Annotated in this window: 12 protein-coding genes and 1 pseudogene; 6 read left to right on the forward strand and 7 right to left on the reverse strand. The window is 66.1% G+C overall.

Features of this window, described 5'->3' with window-relative positions; genetic code table 11:
- Position 1: 1 nt before the first annotated feature.
- Positions 2 to 1,360 (reverse strand): serine hydrolase domain-containing protein, encoded by a 1,359-nt coding sequence (locus B9N75_RS10920; protein WP_085218828.1) that lies wholly within the window; start codon positions 1,358 to 1,360, stop codon positions 2 to 4.
- Positions 1,353 to 2,675: a replication-associated recombination protein A gene (locus B9N75_RS10925; RefSeq protein WP_085218829.1), complete on the reverse strand. Its 1,323-nt coding sequence runs from the start codon at positions 2,673 to 2,675 to the stop codon at positions 1,353 to 1,355. The genes B9N75_RS10920 and B9N75_RS10925 overlap by 8 nt, the downstream gene beginning before the upstream one ends.
- Before the next feature lie 110 nt (positions 2,676 to 2,785).
- Here B9N75_RS10925 and B9N75_RS10930 point away from each other — a divergent pair, with 110 nt between their 5' ends.
- Complete coding sequence (locus tag B9N75_RS10930; protein ID WP_425292393.1) at positions 2,786 to 3,412, forward strand: PadR family transcriptional regulator; 627 nt, start codon at positions 2,786 to 2,788, stop codon at positions 3,410 to 3,412.
- Positions 3,413 to 3,492: 80 nt separating this feature from the next.
- On the forward strand, positions 3,493 to 3,702 hold the full coding sequence (locus B9N75_RS10935; protein WP_157123804.1) for a DUF2218 domain-containing protein: 210 nt from the start codon (positions 3,493 to 3,495) through the stop codon (positions 3,700 to 3,702).
- On the opposite strand, the gene B9N75_RS10940 is transcribed toward B9N75_RS10935, so the two are convergent.
- From B9N75_RS10940 to rpoB, 3 genes are all read right to left on the reverse strand, one after another.
- A complete protein-coding gene (locus B9N75_RS10940; protein WP_085218831.1) occupies positions 3,699 to 4,847 on the reverse strand; it encodes a glycosyltransferase family 4 protein in 1,149 nt (382 codons plus the stop codon). The two genes, B9N75_RS10935 and B9N75_RS10940, sit on opposite strands and share 4 nt — an antisense overlap.
- 220 nt (positions 4,848 to 5,067) lie before the next feature.
- Positions 5,068 to 9,336, reverse strand: coding sequence for a DNA-directed RNA polymerase subunit beta' (gene rpoC / locus B9N75_RS10945; protein WP_085218832.1), 4,269 nt, complete (start codon positions 9,334 to 9,336; stop codon positions 5,068 to 5,070).
- 122 nt (positions 9,337 to 9,458) lie between these two features.
- Entirely contained in the window at positions 9,459 to 13,619 is a 4,161-nt protein-coding gene (gene rpoB / locus B9N75_RS10950; RefSeq protein WP_085219588.1) for a DNA-directed RNA polymerase subunit beta, read from the reverse strand.
- A 375-nt stretch (positions 13,620 to 13,994) separates the two neighbouring features.
- Between rpoB and B9N75_RS14470 the strand changes: the two are divergent.
- The 3 genes and pseudogenes from B9N75_RS14470 to B9N75_RS10960 form a co-directional block, all read left to right on the forward strand.
- Positions 13,995 to 14,288 (forward strand): annotated as a pseudogene (locus B9N75_RS14470) (Pr6Pr family membrane protein); the annotation flags it as partial.
- Between the two features lie 70 nt (positions 14,289 to 14,358).
- The gene (locus B9N75_RS14475; protein ID WP_425292420.1) at positions 14,359 to 14,466 is read left to right on the forward strand and encodes a hypothetical protein; all 108 of its coding nucleotides are present in this window, start codon (positions 14,359 to 14,361) and stop codon (positions 14,464 to 14,466) included.
- A 94-nt stretch (positions 14,467 to 14,560) separates the two neighbouring features.
- Positions 14,561 to 15,871: a hypothetical protein gene (locus B9N75_RS10960; RefSeq protein ID WP_085218834.1), complete on the forward strand. Its 1,311-nt coding sequence runs from the start codon at positions 14,561 to 14,563 to the stop codon at positions 15,869 to 15,871.
- Between the two features lie 78 nt (positions 15,872 to 15,949).
- On the opposite strand, the gene rplL is transcribed toward B9N75_RS10960, so the two are convergent.
- Together rplL and rplJ are read right to left on the reverse strand one after the other, a co-directional pair.
- A complete protein-coding gene (gene rplL, locus B9N75_RS10965; protein WP_085218835.1) occupies positions 15,950 to 16,327 on the reverse strand; it encodes a 50S ribosomal protein L7/L12 in 378 nt (125 codons plus the stop codon).
- Between the two features lie 56 nt (positions 16,328 to 16,383).
- Entirely contained in the window at positions 16,384 to 16,899 is a 516-nt protein-coding gene (gene rplJ, locus B9N75_RS10970) for a 50S ribosomal protein L10 (protein ID WP_085218836.1), read from the reverse strand.
- 400 nt (positions 16,900 to 17,299) lie between these two features.
- On the opposite strand from rplJ, the gene B9N75_RS10975 reads away from it, so the two are divergent.
- Complete coding sequence (locus B9N75_RS10975) at positions 17,300 to 19,192, forward strand: tetratricopeptide repeat-containing sulfotransferase family protein (protein WP_085218837.1); 1,893 nt, start codon at positions 17,300 to 17,302, stop codon at positions 19,190 to 19,192.
- The last annotated feature ends 47 nt before the right edge of the window (positions 19,193 to 19,239 follow it).

A 19,239-nucleotide genomic window follows, 5' to 3' on the forward strand; every position in this document is an offset into this window, starting at 1 on the left:
TCTATTTCAGTGCCGCCAGCACTTCGGCGGTAAATTTGGCGATGTCGAAGGGGGAGCCCGCGGGATCTTCGCCGCGGCGGACGATGACGGTCTCTCGGCTCGGCACGATGACGACATATTGCCCGCGATTGCCGAAGGCGGCGTAGGCGTCGGTGGGGACGCCCGGCGAGCGGTTCAGCAGCCAGAAGGTCGCGCCATAGCCGAACTCGCGGTCATCGGGCTGCGGGCCGGATGGCGTCGTGACATATTTTACCCAGCCTTCGGGCAGCAGCCGCGTGCCGTTCCAGACGCCGTCGTTTAGATAAAGCATCCCGAACCGCGCAAGATCGCGCGCCGTGGACCAGACTTGGCTCGACAGGATGTAATTGCCGCGCCAGTCAGTTTCCGCGACGGTGTGCTTCATGCCGAGCGGGCCGAACAGCGATTGCGGCAGCCGGGCATAGCGCACGTCTCCCATGGCCTCGCGGAGGGCACGCATGGCGAGCAAAGTATCGTTGTTGGCATAGCGATAGACCGTACCCGGCCTGGCCGCGACGGGCCAGTTCGTCGCCTCGTCGGTGACCGCGACGCCGCCGAAATAGAGCGCGTCGGTGCGGTTGCCTGCCGTATCGCTGCCGAGCCCGCTCGCCATACGTAAAAGGCTGTCGAGCGTGATCGGCGCGCGCGGATCGGCGCGGTCGCGATGCCATTCGGGGATGGCGGCGGGGCGATCGGGCTCGACCGCGCCCTGATGCACTGCAATGCCGGCCATGGTCCCGGCAAGGCTCTTGGCGACCGACCAGGTGCGGTTGGAAACGAAGGGGCCGAAGCCGTCTGCATAGCGCTCGGCGATAACCGTGCCGTCGCGAACAACGACGACGCCAACGCTGCGCGTGCCGGCGCCGAATCCGTCGGCGTCGAACGCCTTAGCGACTGCGCGGGCGAGCGATGCCGGCGTTTTTGGAGCGATGCCGCCGTCACCCTGCGGCCAGGGGCGGGGATCGGCCCCGGCGGGCGGGACGGGCCGGTCGTGCGCAATCGCTGCGGCACTCCAGCCGACCGGCCAGTTGATGCAGCCCTGGCCAGCGACCCAACTCGCGATCCGCGGCGCGCCCGCGCCGTAGGAGACGCTCACCGTCCCGCGCTCGCGGTCGACATTCGCCTTCAGCGTGTCGACGATCGGCTGATACTCGCGATAGATGCCCTTCAGCTCGACCGCCTCGACCTGCGCTTCGGTGCGGCCGGCGTTGAAGATGCCGGAGCAGAGCATCGAAGCCTTGTATCCCGCCGCGATGGCGCGATCCATTTCGCTCGGCGCAGCGGCTGCGGTGGCTGGGGACTGGAGAGCGAGAAGGGAGGCGGCGAGCGTCGGGCTAATCATCCTGCCGCTTCTGCCTCAGGCTGTCCCAATAGGCCAGCCGCTCGGCGATCTTCGCCTCGAACCCGCGCGGGGAGGGCGCATAGAAGCTCTGCGGCGCCATCTCCTCGGGCCAGTAATCGTCGCCCGAAAAGCCCTCCGGCGCGTCATGGTCGTAGGCATAGCCCTGGCCATAGCCGATCTGCTTCATCAGCTTGGTCGGTGCGTTGAGGATATTCTTGGGCGGCATCAGCGATCCAGTCTCGCGCGCCGACCGCCACGCCGCCTTCTGAGCCATGTAGGTCGCGTTCGATTTGGGCGCGGTGGCGAGATATAGGCACGCCTGGACGATCCCCAATTCGCCCTCCGGCGAGCCGAGGAAATCATAGCTGTCCTTCGCCGCGATGCATTGGACGAGCGCCTGCGGATCGGCGAGGCCGATGTCCTCGACCGCGGCGCGCGTCAGGCGACGCAGCAAGAAGAGCGGCTCCTCGCCGGCGACCAGCATCCGCGCGAGATAATAGAGCGCCGCTTGCGGATCGGAGCCGCGGATCGCCTTGTGGAGCGCGGAAATGAGGTTGTAATGCCCCTCGCGATCCTTGTCGTAGACCGCGACGCGCCGGTGCAGCAGCGCCGACAGGCCGGCCGGATCGAGCGGCTCTTCCAGCGCGATCGAGAACAGGGTCTCGGCCTGGTTGAGCAGGAAGCGGCCATCGCCGTCGGCGGTCGCGAGCAGCGCGTCGCGCGCCTCAGGTGTGAGCGGCAGCGGGCGTTCCATCAGGGTTTCGGCGCGGTCGAGCAGCAGGCCGAGCGCGCGGGCATCGAGCCGATTGAGGATCAGCACCTGCGCACGGCTCAGCAGCGCGGCATTAAGTTCGAACGACGGGTTCTCGGTCGTCGCACCGATCAGCACGACGGTGCCGTCCTCGACATAAGGCAGAAAGCCGTCCTGCTGTGCGCGGTTGAAGCGGTGGATCTCGTCCACGAACAGCAAGGTCTGACGCCCGATCCGGCGATGCTCCTTCGCTTCGGCAAATACCTTTTTGAGATCGGCAACACCCGAGAAAACAGCCGAAATCGCCACAAAGCGCAGGCCGACCGCGTCGGCGAGAAGCCGGGCTATCGTCGTCTTGCCGGTGCCGGGCGGCCCCCACAGGATGATCGACGACAATTTGGCCGCCGCGACCATCCGCCCGATCGCGCCGTCGGCGCCGGTGAGATGCTCCTGGCCGACGACATCCGCGAGCGTGCCGGGCCGCAGCCGATCGGCAAGCGGTCCTCCGGCGTCCGCCGCAGCGGCCGGGGAGGCAGGAGGATCGTCGGCGAAGAGGTCGGCCATCGCCGATAGATAGGATCGACGCCGCCGCGAGCCAAATTTCGCCGGTCCCTTGTCGGTCGCGATAACACAAGATATATCTAAGATCGACTCGGATATAAAGGATTGGAACTATGGGTTGGCATCACAAGCGCGGTTGCGGCGGCCACGGACGCGGACGATTTCCAGCGGCGGTTCTAGCCATGGGCTGGGGCGGCGGGCCGCGTGGCGGCTTCGGCGGCGGATGGGGTGATTGGGGCGCGGACTTCGGCGGTCGCGGCGGCGGCAGCCGCGGCCGGCGACGCATGTTCGAGAGCGGCGAGCTGAGGCATGTCCTCCTGAAGCTCATCGCCGACGAGCCGCGTCATGGCTATGACCTCATCCGCGCGATCGAGGAACTGACGCATGGCGCCTACGCGCCGAGCCCCGGCGTCGTCTATCCGACACTCACCATGCTCGAAGACATGGGGCTGATCGAGGAGGTGAAGGCCGAGGGATCTCGCAAGGCGTTCACCGCCACCGCGGAAGGCCGCGCGCATCTCGAGGAACGTGCGGACGAGGTCGAAGCGCTGCTGGCGCGCCTGTCCGATGCGGGGGCCGAACGCAAGAAGACCGGCAAGGCGCCGATCCGCCGCGCGATGGGCAATATCGCATCGGTCCTCTTCCACCGCCTCGCGCGCGAGGACGTAGACGACGACACGCTGCACGAGATCGCCGCGATCATCGACGAAGCCGCGAGCAAGATCGAGCGGCTGAAATAAGCGGCGCGAGCATTGCCTCCGTGCCGACCGCGAGCGGCAGCCGCTACCTGCAGTAGCTCTGCAAACATTGGGCGCACAAGATGCCGGTTGAGTTCGACAAAAGGGAAGGGCGGGTGTCCTTTCCGAGCGGCGCTGTGGCGTTCATGACTGCGGAGCCGGACGCGTTGCAGGTGCGGATCGAGACGCCGGACGGCGTCGAGCTCACCCAAATGCAGGACGTAGTGGCACGGCACCTCGATCGCTTCGCGTTCCGCGAGGTGCCGCTGGCGTTCGACTGGCGCCCGGCCTAGCGGCCGCGGCGTTTCAGCACGTCGAGATAGCCGTCCACCAGCGCCTGGTTGACCTCGTCCCAGCCGCTGTGGGCCGTCGCTTCGAAGCCCGCCCGCCCGGCAGCGCGGCGGGCTTCGTCATTCTCGCAATAGAAAGCGAGCGCGTCGGCGAACTGCTCGACCGCGCCGGGGGTTACCAGCGTACCCGTGACGCCGTCGCGTACCAGACTTTCGCTGCCGGTCGCGCGCGCGGCGACGACGGGTAGCCCCGCCGCCATCGCTTCCTGCGTCACATTGCCAAACGTCTCGGTGATCGACGGGTTGAACAGCATGTCCATCGACGCGACCGCACGGCCGAGATCGGTGCCCTGCTGGAAGCCCGCGAACACACCGTCGGGCACATGCTCCCGGAACCACGGGCCGGCGGGGCCGTCGCCGACGATCAGCACGCGGTGCGCCACGCCGCGCGCCTTGAGCGCCTTCACCGCAGCGGCGAAGACGTCGAGACCCTTCTCCATCACCAGCCGGCCGACGAAGCCGATCGCGACCTCCTCGTCGCCGATGCCGAGCGATCGCCGCCATGCGAGATCGCGGCGGCCGGGATCGAACATCGTCCGGTCGATGCCGCGGGTCCAGATACCGACATGGTCGTTCATCCGCTGTGCGCGCAGAAGCGTTGCCATCGAATCCGAAGGCGCGAAGATCGCGTCGCAGCGGCGGTAGAAGCGCCGCAGCGCGACCAGCATCGGCGGTTCGAGGAAACCGAGACCGTAATAGCGGGGGTAGGTCTCGAAACGGGTGTGCACCGATGCGACCGCAGGCAGACCCATCCTCTGCGCCATCGTCACCGCGCGGTGGCCGAGTATCTCCGGGCTGGCGACATGGACGATATCGGGCCGGAAGGCGCGGACGTCGCGCTTGACCGAGGCGGGGATAAATAGCGGCGCGCGATATTCGCTGCGACCCGGCAGCGGCAGGGACGGGATCGAGACGAGATCGCCGGTCGGCGGGAAAGCGGGGGTGTCGGTGGTCGGCGAGTAGATGCGGACCGCGGCGCCCTTCTTCAGCAGATAGCCGACCAGCCGGTTGAGCGCCTGGTTCGCCCCGTCGCGGACGTAATTGTAATTGCCGCTGAAGAGGGCAATCCGAAGGTCCGAGGCGTCCATCGCGGCGCCGATACAGGTTGGCCCGGGCTCTGCCAATGCTGTGGATCAGTCCTCGTCGCGGCGGCGCGGCAGGCGGCGGATGCGGCGGATCGCACCCAGCATCGGCAATACCAGCAGCGCGAGCGCGAGAATGGCGATCAGGCTCTTCATCTTCGCTCCATAACGAAACGCCCCGCCGGATCGCTCCGGCGAGGCGCTCGTTTCTGCGCAGGACTAAGGGTCAGTCCTGCAGATATTCGCCGGCATCGGCGTCGGTGCCGTGCGTCTCGCCAACCGCGGCGGCCAGCGGATCGTCACCGATCGCCGCCTCGGGGCCCTGCGCCAGCTCCGCCTTGCGCTCTTCTTCGGCGGTGTTGGCGGCGATGAGTGCCTCCTGCAGCTTCTTCTGCTGCGCGCGGAGCGCCGCATCGCGGCTGGTGGCCGTCACGCGCATGCGGTTCATGCCTGCGCCGGTACCCGCCGGGATGAGGCGGCCGACGATGACATTCTCCTTGAGGCCATCGAGCGTGTCGATCTTGCCCTGAACCGACGCTTCGGTGAGCACGCGCGTCGTTTCCTGGAACGACGCGGCCGAGATGAAGCTGCGGGTCTGCAGCGACGCCTTGGTGATGCCCAGCAGAACCGGCTTGCCCTCGGCCTTCCGCTGCTTCTTCTCGAGCTTCGCGTTGGCCTCGTTCATCTCCAGCAGATCGACCTGCTCGCCGGCGAGGAAGGTGGTGTCGCCGCCGTCGGTGATCTCGACCTTTTGCAGCATCTGGCGAACGATCACCTCGATGTGCTTGTCGTTGATCTTCACGCCTTGCAGTCGATAGACTTCTTGGATTTCCGACACGAGATATTCCGCGAGCGGCTCGATGCCGAGCACTTCGAGAATGTCGTGCGGATCCGGCGAGCCGCCGATCAGATTGTCGCCGCGCTTGATGAAGTCGCCTTCCTGCACGTCGATGACCTTGGACTTCGGCACCAGATACTCGACCGGCTCGCCGCCATCCTCGGGAACGATCGCGATCTTGCGCTTAGCCTTATAGTCCTTGCCGAACGCGACGCGGCCGGAGACCTTGGCGATGATCGCATTCTCCTTCGGCTTGCGCGCCTCGAACAGCTCGGCCACGCGCGGCAGACCACCGGTGATGTCGCGGGTCTTGGCGGCTTCGCGGCTGACGCGGGCGAGCACCTCGCCGGCCGCGACCTGCTGGCCTTCCTCGACCGAGAGCATCGCGCCCGGGGCGAGCATGTAGCGCGCCGCTTCGCCCGAATTCTCGTCGAGCAGGGTGATGCGCGGACGCAGATCCTCCTTTGATCGGCCAGCGGCGCGATATTCGGTGATCACGCGCTGCGCGATACCGGTCGCCTCGTCGGTCTGCTCGCTGAGCGTCTTGTTGTCGATGACGTCCTGGAACTTCACGACGCCGCCCTTTTCGGTGATCACCGGCATCATGAACGGATCCCACTCGGCGATGCGGTCACCCTTCGAGATGATGTGCCCGTCATCGACCATCAGGTGCGCACCGTAAGGAATACGGTGCGTCGCCCGCTCGCGGCCGTCCATGTCGAGGATCGCGACTTCGCCGTTACGCGCCATCGCCACATGGCGGCCGCGCGGATCGACGATGGTCGGCAGATCGCGGAACTCGATCGTGCCATCGACCGGCGCCTCGAGGTTCGACGTCTCGTTGAGCTGCGCCGCGCCGCCGATGTGGAAGGTCCGCATCGTAAGCTGCGTGCCCGGCTCGCCGATCGACTGCGCCGCGATGACGCCGACGGCCTCGCCGATGTTCACCGGCGTACCGCGGGCGAGATCGCGCCCGTAGCACTTGCCGCAGACGCCATGGACGCTCTCGCAGACCAGCGGCGAGCGGATCTTGACCGCCTGCACGCCGAGCTCGTCGATCGCGAGCGCCTGCGCCTCGTCGATCAGCTCGCCCTCGGGCGCGATCAAATCGCCGGTCTTGACGTCCACGATGTCCTCGGCCGGGGTGCGGCCCAGCACGCGCTCACCGAGCGAGGCGATGGTCGCGCCGCCCTGGACAATTGCGCGCATGTCGAGCGCATTGGAGGTCTTGCAGTCCTCCTCGACGATCACGCAATCCTGGCTGACGTCGACCAGACGGCGGGTGAGGTAGCCCGAGTTCGCCGTCTTGAGCGCGGTATCGGCCAGACCCTTGCGGGCGCCGTGGGTCGAGTTGAAATATTCAAGGACGGTCAGGCCTTCCTTGAAGTTCGAGATGATCGGCGTCTCGATGATCTCGCCCGACGGCTTGGCCATCAGGCCGCGCATGCCGGCAAGCTGCTTCATCTGCGCCTGCGAACCACGGGCGCCGGAGTGCGCCATCATGTAGATCGAGTTGATCTGCGCCATGCGGCCGTCGGCATCCTTCGGCTGCGCCTTGATCTCGTCCATCATGGCGTTCGCAACCTGGTCGCCACAGCGGCTCCAGGCGTCGATCACCTTGTTGTACTTCTCCTGCTGCGTGATGAGGCCGTCCTGATACTGCTGCTCGTAATCCTTTACGAGCGTACGGGTCTCGTCGACGGTCGCTTCCTTGCTGTCCGGTATGATCATGTCGTCCTTGCCGAACGAGATGCCGGCGCGGAACGCGTGGCGGAAGCCGAGCGTCATGATCGCGTCGGCGAACAGCACGGTCTCCTTCTGGCCGGTGTGGCGGTAGACGATGTCGATGACGTCCGCGATTTCCTTCTTGGTGAGAAGGCGATTGACGGTCTCGAACGGCACCTTGTGGCTCTTCGGGAGCGTCTCGCCGAGCAGCATGCGGCCCGGCGTCGTCTCGAAGCGCTTCATGTACGTCTTGCCGTCCTCGTCCGTCTGCGGAACGCGGCTGATGATCTTCGAATGCAGCGTCACCGAGCCGGCAAAGAGGGCCTGGTGGACCTCCTGCATGTCGGAAAGCATCGAGCCCTCGCCAGGCTCGCCCTCGCGCTCCATCGACAGATAATAGAGGCCCAGCACCATATCCTGCGAAGGCACGATGATCGGCTTGCCGTTCGCGGGCGAGAGGATGTTGTTGGTTGACATCATCAGCACGCGCGCTTCCAGCTGGGCCTCGAGGCTCAGCGGGACGTGGACGGCCATCTGATCGCCGTCGAAGTCGGCGTTGAACGCGGAGCAGACGAGCGGGTGGAGCTGGATCGCCTTGCCTTCGATCAGCACCGGCTCGAATGCCTGGATGCCGAGGCGGTGAAGCGTAGGCGCACGGTTCAGAAGAACGGGATGTTCGCGGATGACCTCATCCAGGATGTCCCAGACTTCCTTGCGTTCCTTTTCGACCCACTTCTTCGCCTGCTTCAGGGTCATCGACAGACCCTTGGCGTCGAGACGCGAGTAGATGAACGGCTTGAACAGCTCGAGCGCCATCTTCTTCGGCAGGCCGCACTGGTGGAGCTTCAGCTCCGGACCAGTCACGATGACCGAGCGGCCCGAATAGTCGACGCGCTTGCCGAGCAGGTTCTGGCGGAAGCGGCCCTGCTTGCCCTTCAGCATGTCGGACAGCGACTTGAGGGGACGCTTGTTGGCGCCGGTGATCGTCCGGCCGCGACGGCCGTTGTCAAACAGCGCGTCGACGGCTTCCTGCAGCATGCGCTTTTCGTTGCGGACGATGATGTCCGGGGCGCGCAGCTCCATGAGGCGCTTAAGACGGTTGTTGCGGTTGATCACGCGGCGATAGAGATCGTTGAGGTCCGACGTCGCGAAGCGGCCACCGTCCAGCGGCACCAGCGGGCGCAGCTCGGGCGGGATGACGGGAACGACGTCGAGGATCATCCACTCGGGACGGTTGCCCGATTCCAGGAAGCTCTCGACGACCTTAAGGCGCTTGATGATCTTCTTGGGCTTCAGCTCGGACTTGGTCTCGGCCAGCTCTTTCAGCAGCGCTTCCTTCTCGCCCGCGAGGTCGAGGTCGATCAGCATCTGCTTGACCGCCTCTGCGCCGATCCCGGCGGAGAAGGCGTCTTCGCCATATTCGTCCTGCGCTTCGAGCAGCTCATCCTCGGTGAGGAGCTGGAACTTCTCGAGCGGGGTCAGGCCCGGTTCGATGACGATATAGGCTTCGAAATAGAGGACGCGCTCAAGCTGCTTGAGCTGCATGTCGAGCAGCAGGCCGATGCGGCTCGGCAGCGACTTCAGGAACCAGATGTGCGCGACCGGGGCGGCGAGCTCGATGTGGCCCATCCGCTCACGACGGACCTTCGAGACGGTGACCTCGACGCCGCACTTCTCGCAGACGATGCCCTTGTACTTCATGCGCTTGTACTTGCCGCACAGGCACTCGTAATCCTTGATCGGACCGAAGATGCGCGCGCAGAAAAGGCCGTCACGCTCGGGCTTGAACGTGCGATAGTTGATCGTCTCGGGCTTCTTGATCTCGCCGAACGACCACGAACGGATGCGCTCGGGGGAGGCGATGCCGATCTTGATCTGGTCGAAGGTCTCCGGCTTGGCCACCGGGTTCGCGAAATTGGTCAGTTCGTTCATGTTTCGCTCCAGTTCCCCTCTCGCTTGCGGGAGGGGTTAGGGGAGGGCGTGTCAGTGTCGGGAAGAGCCTCGCCTTACAGGCCCTCCCCCAGCCCCTCCCGCGAGCGGGAGGGGGGCAAGGTTCATTCCGCCGCCTCGGCGAGATCGTCATCCTCGTCGGCAATGCTGTCGAGTTCGACGTTGAGGCCGAGCGAGCGCATTTCCTTGACGAGCACGTTGAAGCTCTCAGGGATGCCGGCCTCGAACGTGTCGTCGCCCTTGACGATCGCCTCGTAGACCTTGGTGCGGCCGACCACGTCGTCGGACTTCACCGTCAGCATCTCCTGCAGCGTGTAGGCGGCGCCGTAGGCCTGGAGCGCCCAGACCTCCATTTCGCCGAAGCGCTGGCCGCCGAACTGCGCCTTGCCGCCCAGCGGCTGCTGGGTGACGAGGCTGTACGGCCCGATCGAGCGCGCGTGGATTTTGTCGTCCACGAGGTGGTGCAGCTTCAGCATGTAAATGTAGCCCACCGTCACCTTGCGATCGAAGGCGTCGCCGGTGCGGCCGTCGAACAGGGTGACCTGACCGCTCTCGTCGAGGCCGGCCTTCGCCAGCATCGCCGCAACGTCGGCTTCCTTGGCACCGTCGAACACCGGGGTGCCCATTGGGACGCCGCCGCGCAGATTCTCGGCCAGCTCGATCACTTCGGCGCCGCTGCGGCGCTCGATCTCCGAACGATAGGCATCGCCGTAGATGTCGACGAGCCGCTCCTTCACCGCGTCCGGCGCTGCGCCGGCCTTGGCATCGGGATTTGCATCGCGCCACGTCTCCAGCGCTTCCGAGACCTGCTTGCCGAGGCCGCGCGCGGCCCAGCCCAGGTGGGTCTCGAAGATCTGGCCGACGTTCATGCGGCTGGGCACGCCCAGCGGGTTCAAGACGATGTCGGCGTGAGTCCCGTCTTCGAGGAACGGCATGTCCTCGATCGGCAGGATGCGCGAAATGACACCCTTGTTACCGTGACGGCCGGCCATCTTGTCGCCCGGCTGCAGCTTGCGCTTCACCGCGACGAACACCTTGACCATCTTGAGCACGCCCGGGGGCAGCTCGTCGCCGCGCTCGAGCTTCTCGATCCGGTCCTCAAGACGGCGACGGATCGCTCCTTCGGCCTCGTCGTACTGCGCCTTCACGGCCTCGAGGTCGGACTGGACCTTGTCGTCCTTGACCGCGAATTTCCACCATTCGTGCGGCTCGACCGAGTCGAGCGCCGCCGCATCGATGTCGCCGCCCTTCTTGACGCCCTTCGGCGCGCCGGTGGCGGTCTGGCCGAGCAGCATCTCGCGGAGACGTGCGTAAGACGCGCGCTTCAGGATCGAGCGCTCGTCCTCGGCGTCCTTGCGGAGGCGGTCCTTCTCCTCGGTCTGGATGGCGCGGGTACGATCGTCGATGTCGATACCGTGACGGTTGAACACGCGCACTTCGACGACGGTGCCCGAGACACCCGGCGGCAGGCGGAGCGACGTGTCGCGCACGTCCGACGCCTTTTCGCCGAAGATGGCGCGGAGCAGCTTCTCTTCCGGCGTCATCGGGCTCTCGCCCTTCGGCGTGATCTTGCCGCACAGGATGTCGCCCGGCTCCACCTCGGCGCCGATGTAGACGATGCCCGCCTCGTCGAGGTTGCGCAGCGCCTCCTCGCCGACGTTGGGGATGTCGCGAGTGATGTCTTCCGGCCCCAGCTTGGTGTCGCGGGCCATCACCTCGAACTCTTCGATGTGGATCGAGGTGAAGACGTCGTCCTTCACGATCCGCTCGGAGATCAGGATGGAATCCTCGTAGTTGTAGCCGTTCCACGGCATGAACGCGACGAGCACATTGCGGCCCAGCGCCAGCTCGCCGAACTCGGTCGACGGGCCGTCGGCGATGATGTCGCCGGCCTCGACCACGTCACCGACCTTCACCAACGGACGCTGGTTGATGCAGGTGTTCTGGTTCGAGCGCTGGAACTTCATCAGCGTGTAGATGTCGACGCCCGACTTGCCGGCATCGACCTCGCCGGTGGCGCGGACGACGATGCGGGCGGCATCGACCTGATCGACGATACCGGCACGCTTGGCAGCGATCGCGGCGCCCGAATCGCGCGCCACGGTCTCTTCCATGCCGGTGCCGACCAGCGGCGCCTCGGCGCGGACCAGCGGCACTGCCTGGCGCTGCATGTTCGATCCCATTAGCGCGCGGTTGGCGTCATCGTTTTCCAGGAACGGAATGAGCGATGCGGCGACCGAGACGAGCTGTTTGGGGCTGACGTCCATCAGGGTGATGAGATCGCGCGGCGCCATCAGGAAGTCGCCGGCCTGGCGGCTGGAAACGATGTCCTCGACGAAGCTGCCGTCGGAGGTGAGCTCGGCATTCGCCTGCGCGATGGTGTGCTTTTGCTCCTCCATCGCCGACAGATAGACGACCTCGTTGGTCACCTTGTGGTCGACGACGCGGCGGTACGGCGTCTCGATGAAGCCATATTTGTTGACGCGCGCGAAGGTCGCTAGGCTGTTGATCAGGCCGATGTTCGGGCCTTCCGGCGTCTCGATCGGGCAGATGCGGCCATAATGCGTCGGGTGAACGTCGCGGACTTCGAAGCCGGCGCGCTCACGGGTGAGGCCGCCCGGCCCGAGCGCCGACACGCGGCGCTTGTGGGTGACTTCCGACAGCGGGTTGGTCTGATCCATGAACTGCGAGAGCTGCGACGAGCCGAAGAACTCGCGCACCGCGGCGACCGCGGGCTTCGCGTTGATCAGGTCGTTCGGCATCACGGTCGACACGTCCACCGACGACATGCGCTCCTTCACGGCGCGCTCCATGCGCAGCAGCCCGACGCGATACTGGTTCTCGAGCAGTTCGCCGACCGAACGGACGCGGCGATTGCCGAGATTGTCGATATCGTCGATGTCGCCCTTGCCGTCCTTGAGGTTCACCAGCTCCTTGACCACGGCGACGATATCCTCGGTGCGGAGCGTCGTGATCGTGTCCTCGGCGTCGAGGCCGAGACGCATGTTGAGCTTGACCCGGCCCACGGCCGACAGGTCGTAGCGCTCCGGATCGAAGAACAGCCCGGCGAACAGCGCCTCGGCGGTCTCGCGCGTCGGCGGCTCGCCCGGGCGCATGACGCGATAGATGTCGCTGAGCGCCTGGTCGCGGTCCTCGGCCTTGTCGGCCTTCAGCGTGTTGCGGATCCAGCCGCCGATGTTGACGTGATCGATGTCGAGCAGCTCGAGCCGGTCGATCCCGGCTTTGTCGAGCTTCTCGAGATTCTCGGCGCTCACCTCGTCGCCGGCCTCGATATAGATCTCGCCGGTGTTGTCGTTGACGAGATCATAGGCCGAATAGCGGCCGAAGATTTCCTCGGTCGGGATGATGAGCTGGGTCAGGCCGTCCTTGGCGGCCTTGTTGGCGGCGCGCGGCGTGATCTTCTGGCCGGCTGGGAAAACGACCTCGCCGTTGTCGGCATTGGCGACGTCATAGCCCGGCTTCTGGCCGCGCCACGTTTCCGCGACGAACGGGATCTGCCAGCCGTTGGGGCCGCGCACATAGGTAACGGTGTTGTAGAACGTCGAAAGGATTTCCTCGCTGCTGAGACCCAGCGCGTGGAGGAGGGCCGTCACCGGCAGCTTGCGCTTGCGGTCGATACGGACGTTGACGATGTCCTTGGCGTCGAACTCGAAATCGAGCCACGAGCCGCGATAGGGGATCACGCGGGCGGCGAAAAGATACTTGCCCGAGGCGTGGGTCTTTCCGCGGTCATGATCGAACAGCACGCCCGGCGAGCGGTGCATCTGGCTCACGATCACGCGTTCGGTGCCGTTGACGATGAACGTGCCGTTCTTCGTCATCAGCGGCATGTCGCCCATGTAGACGTCCTGCTCCTTGATATCGATCACCGACTTGGCTTCGGTGTCGGGATCGATCTCGAACGAGGTCAGGCGCAGCGTCACGCGCATCGGCGCCGCATAGGTCATGCCGCGCTGGCGGCACTCGTCGGTGTCGTATTTCGGCTCTTCGAGCTCGTAGCGATCGAAGTCGAGATGGGCGACGCCCGCGAAATCCTGGATCGGAAACACTGAGCGCAGCGTCTTCTCCAGCCCGGAGACGTAACCGGTCGCGGGATCTGAACGCAGGAACTGCTCATAGCTCTCGCGCTGAACCTCGATGAGGTTCGGCATGTCGCTCACTTCGTGGATGTTGCCGAAGATCTTGCGGATGCGCTTCTTCGCGGTGGAGCGGTTCTCGCTCGCCGGTGCTGCCTTGGTCGCCATGGAAATGTTGTCGCCTCGCTTGCCTTGCCCGGCCGTTGCCGGGATCGATTCGGGCGCGCCAAACGCAAAAAGCCGCGTGCTTTCCATGCCGGAAAACCGCAGCTTGCAGCGTCTGTGAAGCCACAACCAATCCATGCGTGGGGCGCGCTGCGCGACGGCGCGACCTGTTCCGAAAGGCTGGGCGAGCCGGCGATGTAGGAAATGTGGCCTGCGATGTCAAACCGCGATAGCCTTTTCGGGGGGAAGGAAAGGACAGCGATGACGGTCAGGCGGATCGCCGCGAGTTTGGTTGCGGCTCTCGCGGCGAGCGGGGTTCTGCTCCACTTCGTTGATCTGCTGCAAGCCGGGCGAAGTGCTGTCGACGCGGTCTGGACGATGCTGCGCTTCTTCACCATCCGCACCAACCTGCTCGCGCTGGCGCTTTTCACGCGTAGCGCCGCCGATCGCCGCGCATTCCACCGGTTGCAATGGGAAGCGGGCGTTGCGCTTGCGCTGCTGCTCGTCGGGCTGGTGTACGCCTTGGTGCTGCAAGGCTTGGTGGAACTGACGCCGTTGGGAATAGTCGCGAACGCCCTCGTCCATCAGGCCACTCCAGCCGCCGCGGCACTGTTCTGGCTTTTCCTGACACGAAAGGGCGCGCTGACCTTTCGTTTGCCGTGGCTCTGGGCACTCTATCCGCTGACTGGCGCGGGGCGCGATCGACGGGCGATATCCTTACCCGTTCATCGACGTCGCGCGCATCGGTTATGGCGCAGCGAGCGGCAATGCAGCGTTCGTCGCGATCGCCTTCATCGCGGCCGGACATGGGCTGGTCGCAATCGATAGGGTCCTCTCGCGAAGTCGGTAACGGAAGTTCGATTCATCGTTCGTCAACCACGATTCAACGTGGAATCTGCGGCGAGCCGAGCCCGGACGGCCGTGAAAATCATTGTGCCCCTGTTATGAAAGAGCACCTCTCCCAGCATCGCCGCGCCATCGTCGTGTTGCTTGCGACCGTAGCGCTTCCCTTCACTCCCGCGCTTGCGCAGGAGGCCGCAGCGCCCGTCGCGGTGACGCCGCCGCCCGTAGCGACGACGCCTCCGGTCACGACGGCCGCGCCGCCGGTCGTGCGGGTGACGCCGCCGCCGGTAACGAGCGCGCCGGCGCCCGTCGCTGCTACGCCGCCCGCGCCTGTCGCCCCGGCGATTTCCCGCCCGCCCGTGGTGGAAGAAGAGCCAGTGATCGAGGAAGAGGCAGCGCCGCCGCCGCGCGCGGCACGATCTGCTCCGCGAGCGCGTACTACTGCGCCGGTTGCCCAGGCTGCACCGGTCGATACGCCGCCGGTCGAGGCCGACAGCATGGCCCCGATCGAGGCCGCTCCGATCTCGCCGCCGTTGGCTGAGCCGGTCGCACCGCCGGTTGCCGAAGTGCCGCCTGCCGAACCGGTGGCGAGCAATGATCCGCCGGCCTGGCCGTGGGCTGTCGGCGCTGCCGCGCTGCTGATCGCCACGGTCGCGCTGTTCGCGATGCGCCGTCGTCGGCGTTTGGCCACGGAAGAGGAGTTCTATGAAGATCCGCTTCTGGCCGATCCTCTCGCCGACCCGCTCGCCGAGCCGGTCGCGGTCGAGCCCGATCCGTTCGTGGCGACGCCGCAGCCGACGATCGCGCCGATTCCGGTCGCCGCCGCGGCGCCGATTGCTACGGCTGCCGCGGTTTCGTCGGTCGAATCCGCCGAAGTAACCCAGGCGGAAGCCGAGGATATCGAAGCGATGGCCGCTTCGTCCGACCCGGACGCCGGCCGCCCTTGGCTCGAATTCATGATGCGCCCCGTCCGCGCCGGCACCAACGATGACGATGCGGTTGTCGAGTTCGACCTTACCGTCGGCAATACCGGATCGGTGCCTGCCCACGACGTGCGCATCTCGAGCTGGATGTTCGCAGCCGGTTCTCCGCAGGAATCGGAGATGGAGCGGATGCTGATCGAGCCGCCTGCCGACGCCAAGCTGTCGCGTGTGTCGATCGAGCCCGGTGATGCCGCGCGGGTCGAGGCGGCGGTGGCGCTGCCCAGGTCTGCGCTTCGCGGTTCGGTACTGCCGGTGGTCGTCGCCGACGCACGCTACACGCTGCCGGACGGCACCGAAGGTCGCACCTCCGCATCCTTTGCGGTTGGCCTGCCGAGCGGCGAGGGGCTCGAGGCTTTTGCGGTCGACATGCCCTCAGGCCTCCACGAAGGCGTCGAAGCGCGTCTCCACGGTGAACCCGAGCGCGTCTGACGCACGACCCTAACCCAAATGAAAAGGGCGGCCCCGCGAGGAGCCGCCCTTTCTTTTCGATCCCGAAGGATGCGAGGCTTACTTGAGCTCGACGGTGCCGCCGGCTTCCTCGATCTTCTTCTTGATCTCTTCGGCTTCCGCCTTGCTCACGCCTTCCTTGACGGGCTTCGGCGCGCCTTCGACGAGCGCCTTGGCTTCGCCCAGGCCCAGGCCGGTGATCGCGCGGACTTCCTTGATCACGTTGATCTTCTTGCCGCCGTCGCCGGTGAGGATGACGTCGAACTCGGTCTGCTCTTCGGCAGCCGGAGAAGCCGCGCCGCCGCCGGCCGGGCCGGCAACCGCAACCGCCGCAGCGGCCGAGACGCCCCACTTCTCTTCGAGCGCCTTCGCGAGGTCGGCGGCTTCGAGAACGGTCAGCTCGGAAAGCTTCTCAACGAGGGAATTGATGTCTGCCATGTCGTATCTCCATGCGGGGGACGCGCCCCCATTGGTTTCGTCTAAATTCGAAAGTCTCAGGCGTCTTCTTTCGCCGCATAGGCGCCGAACACCCGCGCCAGCTTCGCGGCCGGCGCATTGACGACCTGCGCGATCTTCGTAGCCGGCGCATTGACCAGCCCGATGATCTTGGCACGCAGTTCGTCGAGCGACGGAAGCTCGGCGAGCGCCTTCACTCCAGCAACGTCGAGTACGGCCTCGCCCATCGCCCCGCCGACGATCTCGAACTTGTCGGTCGTCTTGGCGAAATCCACGGCGACCTTAGCGGCCGCAACGGGATCGGGCGAGGTGGCGATTGCCGTCGGGCCGGTCAGCAGATTGCCGATCGGCGCGTAGGCGGTACCCTCGAGCGCGATGAGAGCGAGACGGTTCTTGGCTACCTTATAGCTGGCGCCAGCGTCGCGCATCTTGTTCCGGAGCTGGGTGGACTGGGCCACCGTCAGCCCGAGATTGCGGGTGATGACCACCACGCTCGTCTCGGAGAACGTCTGCTTGAGCTGGGCGACGGCTTCGGTCTTCTGAACGCGATCCATGCCTCTCTCCAAACAAGCCCGGCGGACCATCCGCCGGACACGAAAAAGCGAGCGGAACATCCGCACGCCGCATTTGTCCAAGGGGGAGGGGCACTGCCGCAAAACCGGCAGACATGGGCGACGGGCAAAGCCGGCCGCTCGTAAAACCTTTCCCCGTCTAGGCTGGAAATTAAGAAGGCCGAACGCCTTCACCAACTGTCTCGGACGGCGCGCAGCCGAGCGTGAGCCCGTCTGCGACGCGGCGCCAATAGGCGAACTCGCCGCGCGACGCAAGACATGGCTCAACCTCCGTCCTCGTGACGTTCGCCGTGCCGCCGGGATGATGGTCGATGCCGCATAGCGCGCCGCCGTCCCGCCCGCCTAGCCGATCGCAGGATCGAATAGGGGGGTCTCGCCGCACATGGCCGCAATCCTGCCGCAGGCACGCGACGCCATCGCATTCGCCCGGGCCGGCGACATTTCCCGCGCGCTGGCTTCGGGCGAAGCCGCCGTCCGGCTCGCCCCGTCGGACGGCGGCCTACGCTTCTTCGTGGGGATGCTCCACACCCGCCATCACGACCTGACGCGCGCCGTGCCGCACCTTCGCATCGCCGCCAAGCTAATGACCGACACACCGATCGCGCGGCTGGAGCTCGCGCGCGCGCTGATAGCCGTCGGCCGGCTGGACGAGGCCGAGGAGACGCTTGCGCCGGTCGCGGCGGCCGGTCCGGCCGGGCGCGATCTTCTCGGGCTGCACGGCCTGCTTCAGCAGCGCCGCGGCGATCATCATGCGGCGATCCGCATGTTCCGCCAGGCGGTGCACCGCGACGCGCGGGACTTCGAGAATTGGGCGAACCTGGGCGTCAGCCTGCTCGCGATCGGCCAGTCTACCGAGGCGGAGAAGGCGTTTGGCGACGCTTTGGAGCTGCGTCCCGATCTCCGCTGGGCCCGGATCAAGCGCGCCGAGGCGGCGGTGGGTGCCAGCCGAGGCGAGCATGCGCTGGCGAAAGCACGCGCCGTGGCCGACGCGTCCCCCAACGACGCTGATGCAATGCTTCTCGTTGCGCGGATCGAGGAGTTGCTCGATCGGCCTGTGCAAGCCGAAGCGGCGCTGCGCGAGGCGCTCGCCCGCGACCCCCGGTCCGCGCCGGCGATGATCGCGCTGGCGACGCTGGCCGAGCGCGACAATCGAGTCGAGGACTGCCGCAAGTTGCTGCACCGCGCCCGTGCGGCGGGCGCATCGGTGACTGAAACGGCGATCTTGGATGCGCGCATTGCGCTGCGCCAAGGCGATTGCGCCACGGTGATGACGGTGCTGCGCGATGCCGCTGCGGGCATAGACCCCGTAGCGCGGGCCGAACTGATCGGGCGCTGCCGCGACCGTGCCGGCGATCCGGAAGGAGCCTTCCTCGCCTTCACGGAAATGAACCGTCACATCGCCGGGCAACGTGCCGATCCCGCCGGCGAAGCGCTCGCCTTCCGCAATCGTATCGATGCCCGTCGCGCGCGGGCGACCCGGGAATGGCGGCAGGGGTGGGAGGATATCCTGCCCGCCGATCGCCGGTCCGATCCCGTCTTCATGTTCGGCTTCCCGCGCTCGGGCACCACCCTGCTCGACACCTTCTTGATGGGTCATCCGGGCGTCGTCGTGCTGGAAGAGCAGCCGGTGCTGCAAGCCGCAATGGATGCGGTCGGCGGCGCTGTAGACGATCCTGCCGTGCTGACAGCCGAGTCGGTAGTCGCGATGCGGGCTGCTTACTTCCAGGCCGCAGATCGCCTCGCCCCCGACGCTGCCCAGAAACTGCTGATCGACAAGGCGCCGTTGGGTGCTGTCGAAGCCGCGTTGGTGCACCGCCTGTTCCCGCAGGCCCGCTACATTTTCGTCGAGCGCCATCCCTGCGATGTCGTGTTGAGCGGGTTCATGGCGGCGTTCGATCCGCGCGGGGGGATGGCCAACTTCCTTTCGCTCAAAGATGTGGCACAGCTCTACGACACGCTCACCGGATATTGGCACCACTGCCGCGAATTGTTCGATCTGCCGACGTGCAACGCCCGCTACGAACGGCTGATCGTTGATCCCCAGGCCGAGCTGGGCATGATCGCGGACTTTCTCGGCATCACTGTCCATGCCGGCATGCTCGATCATCGCACAACGGCAGGGAAGCGCTCGCATATCCCCACGCCGAGCTACGCACAGGTATCCGCACCGCTGCACAGTCGAGCCGCTGGGCGATGGCTGCGCTACCTGCCGGTGCTGAACGACGTGATGCCAATCCTTCGCCCGTGGGCTGAACGCATGGGCTATGCCATGTGACGTTCGCCGCGACGAACGTCACGGAGACGCGACGAACGCCATCGTTA

This window comes from Allosphingosinicella indica (assembly GCF_900177405.1).
Taxonomy (GTDB): Bacteria; Pseudomonadota; Alphaproteobacteria; order Sphingomonadales; family Sphingomonadaceae; genus Allosphingosinicella; species Allosphingosinicella indica.

Bases quoted from the DNA above. Each gene is read 5' to 3' on its own strand.
- rpoB (WP_085219588.1), bottom strand. From the start codon at position 13,619: ATGGCGACCAAGGCAGCACCGGCGAGCGAGAACCGCTCCACCGCGAAG.
- rpoC (WP_085218832.1), bottom strand. From the start codon at position 9,336: ATGAACGAACTGACCAATTTCGCGAACCCGGTGGCCAAGCCGGAGACC.
- B9N75_RS10925 (WP_085218829.1), bottom strand. From the start codon at position 2,675: ATGGCCGACCTCTTCGCCGACGATCCTCCTGCCTCCCCGGCCGCTGCG.
- rplL (WP_085218835.1), bottom strand. From the start codon at position 16,327: ATGGCAGACATCAATTCCCTCGTTGAGAAGCTTTCCGAGCTGACCGTT.
- B9N75_RS10935 (WP_157123804.1), top strand. From the start codon at position 3,493: ATGCCGGTTGAGTTCGACAAAAGGGAAGGGCGGGTGTCCTTTCCGAGC.
- B9N75_RS10930 (WP_425292393.1), top strand. From the start codon at position 2,786: ATGGGTTGGCATCACAAGCGCGGTTGCGGCGGCCACGGACGCGGACGA.
- rplJ (WP_085218836.1), bottom strand. From the start codon at position 16,899: ATGGATCGCGTTCAGAAGACCGAAGCCGTCGCCCAGCTCAAGCAGACG.
- B9N75_RS10920 (WP_085218828.1), bottom strand. From the start codon at position 1,360: ATGATTAGCCCGACGCTCGCCGCCTCCCTTCTCGCTCTCCAGTCCCCA.
- B9N75_RS10960 (WP_085218834.1), top strand. From the start codon at position 14,561: ATGAAAGAGCACCTCTCCCAGCATCGCCGCGCCATCGTCGTGTTGCTT.
- B9N75_RS10940 (WP_085218831.1), bottom strand. From the start codon at position 4,847: ATGGACGCCTCGGACCTTCGGATTGCCCTCTTCAGCGGCAATTACAAT.
- B9N75_RS10975 (WP_085218837.1), top strand. From the start codon at position 17,300: ATGGCCGCAATCCTGCCGCAGGCACGCGACGCCATCGCATTCGCCCGG.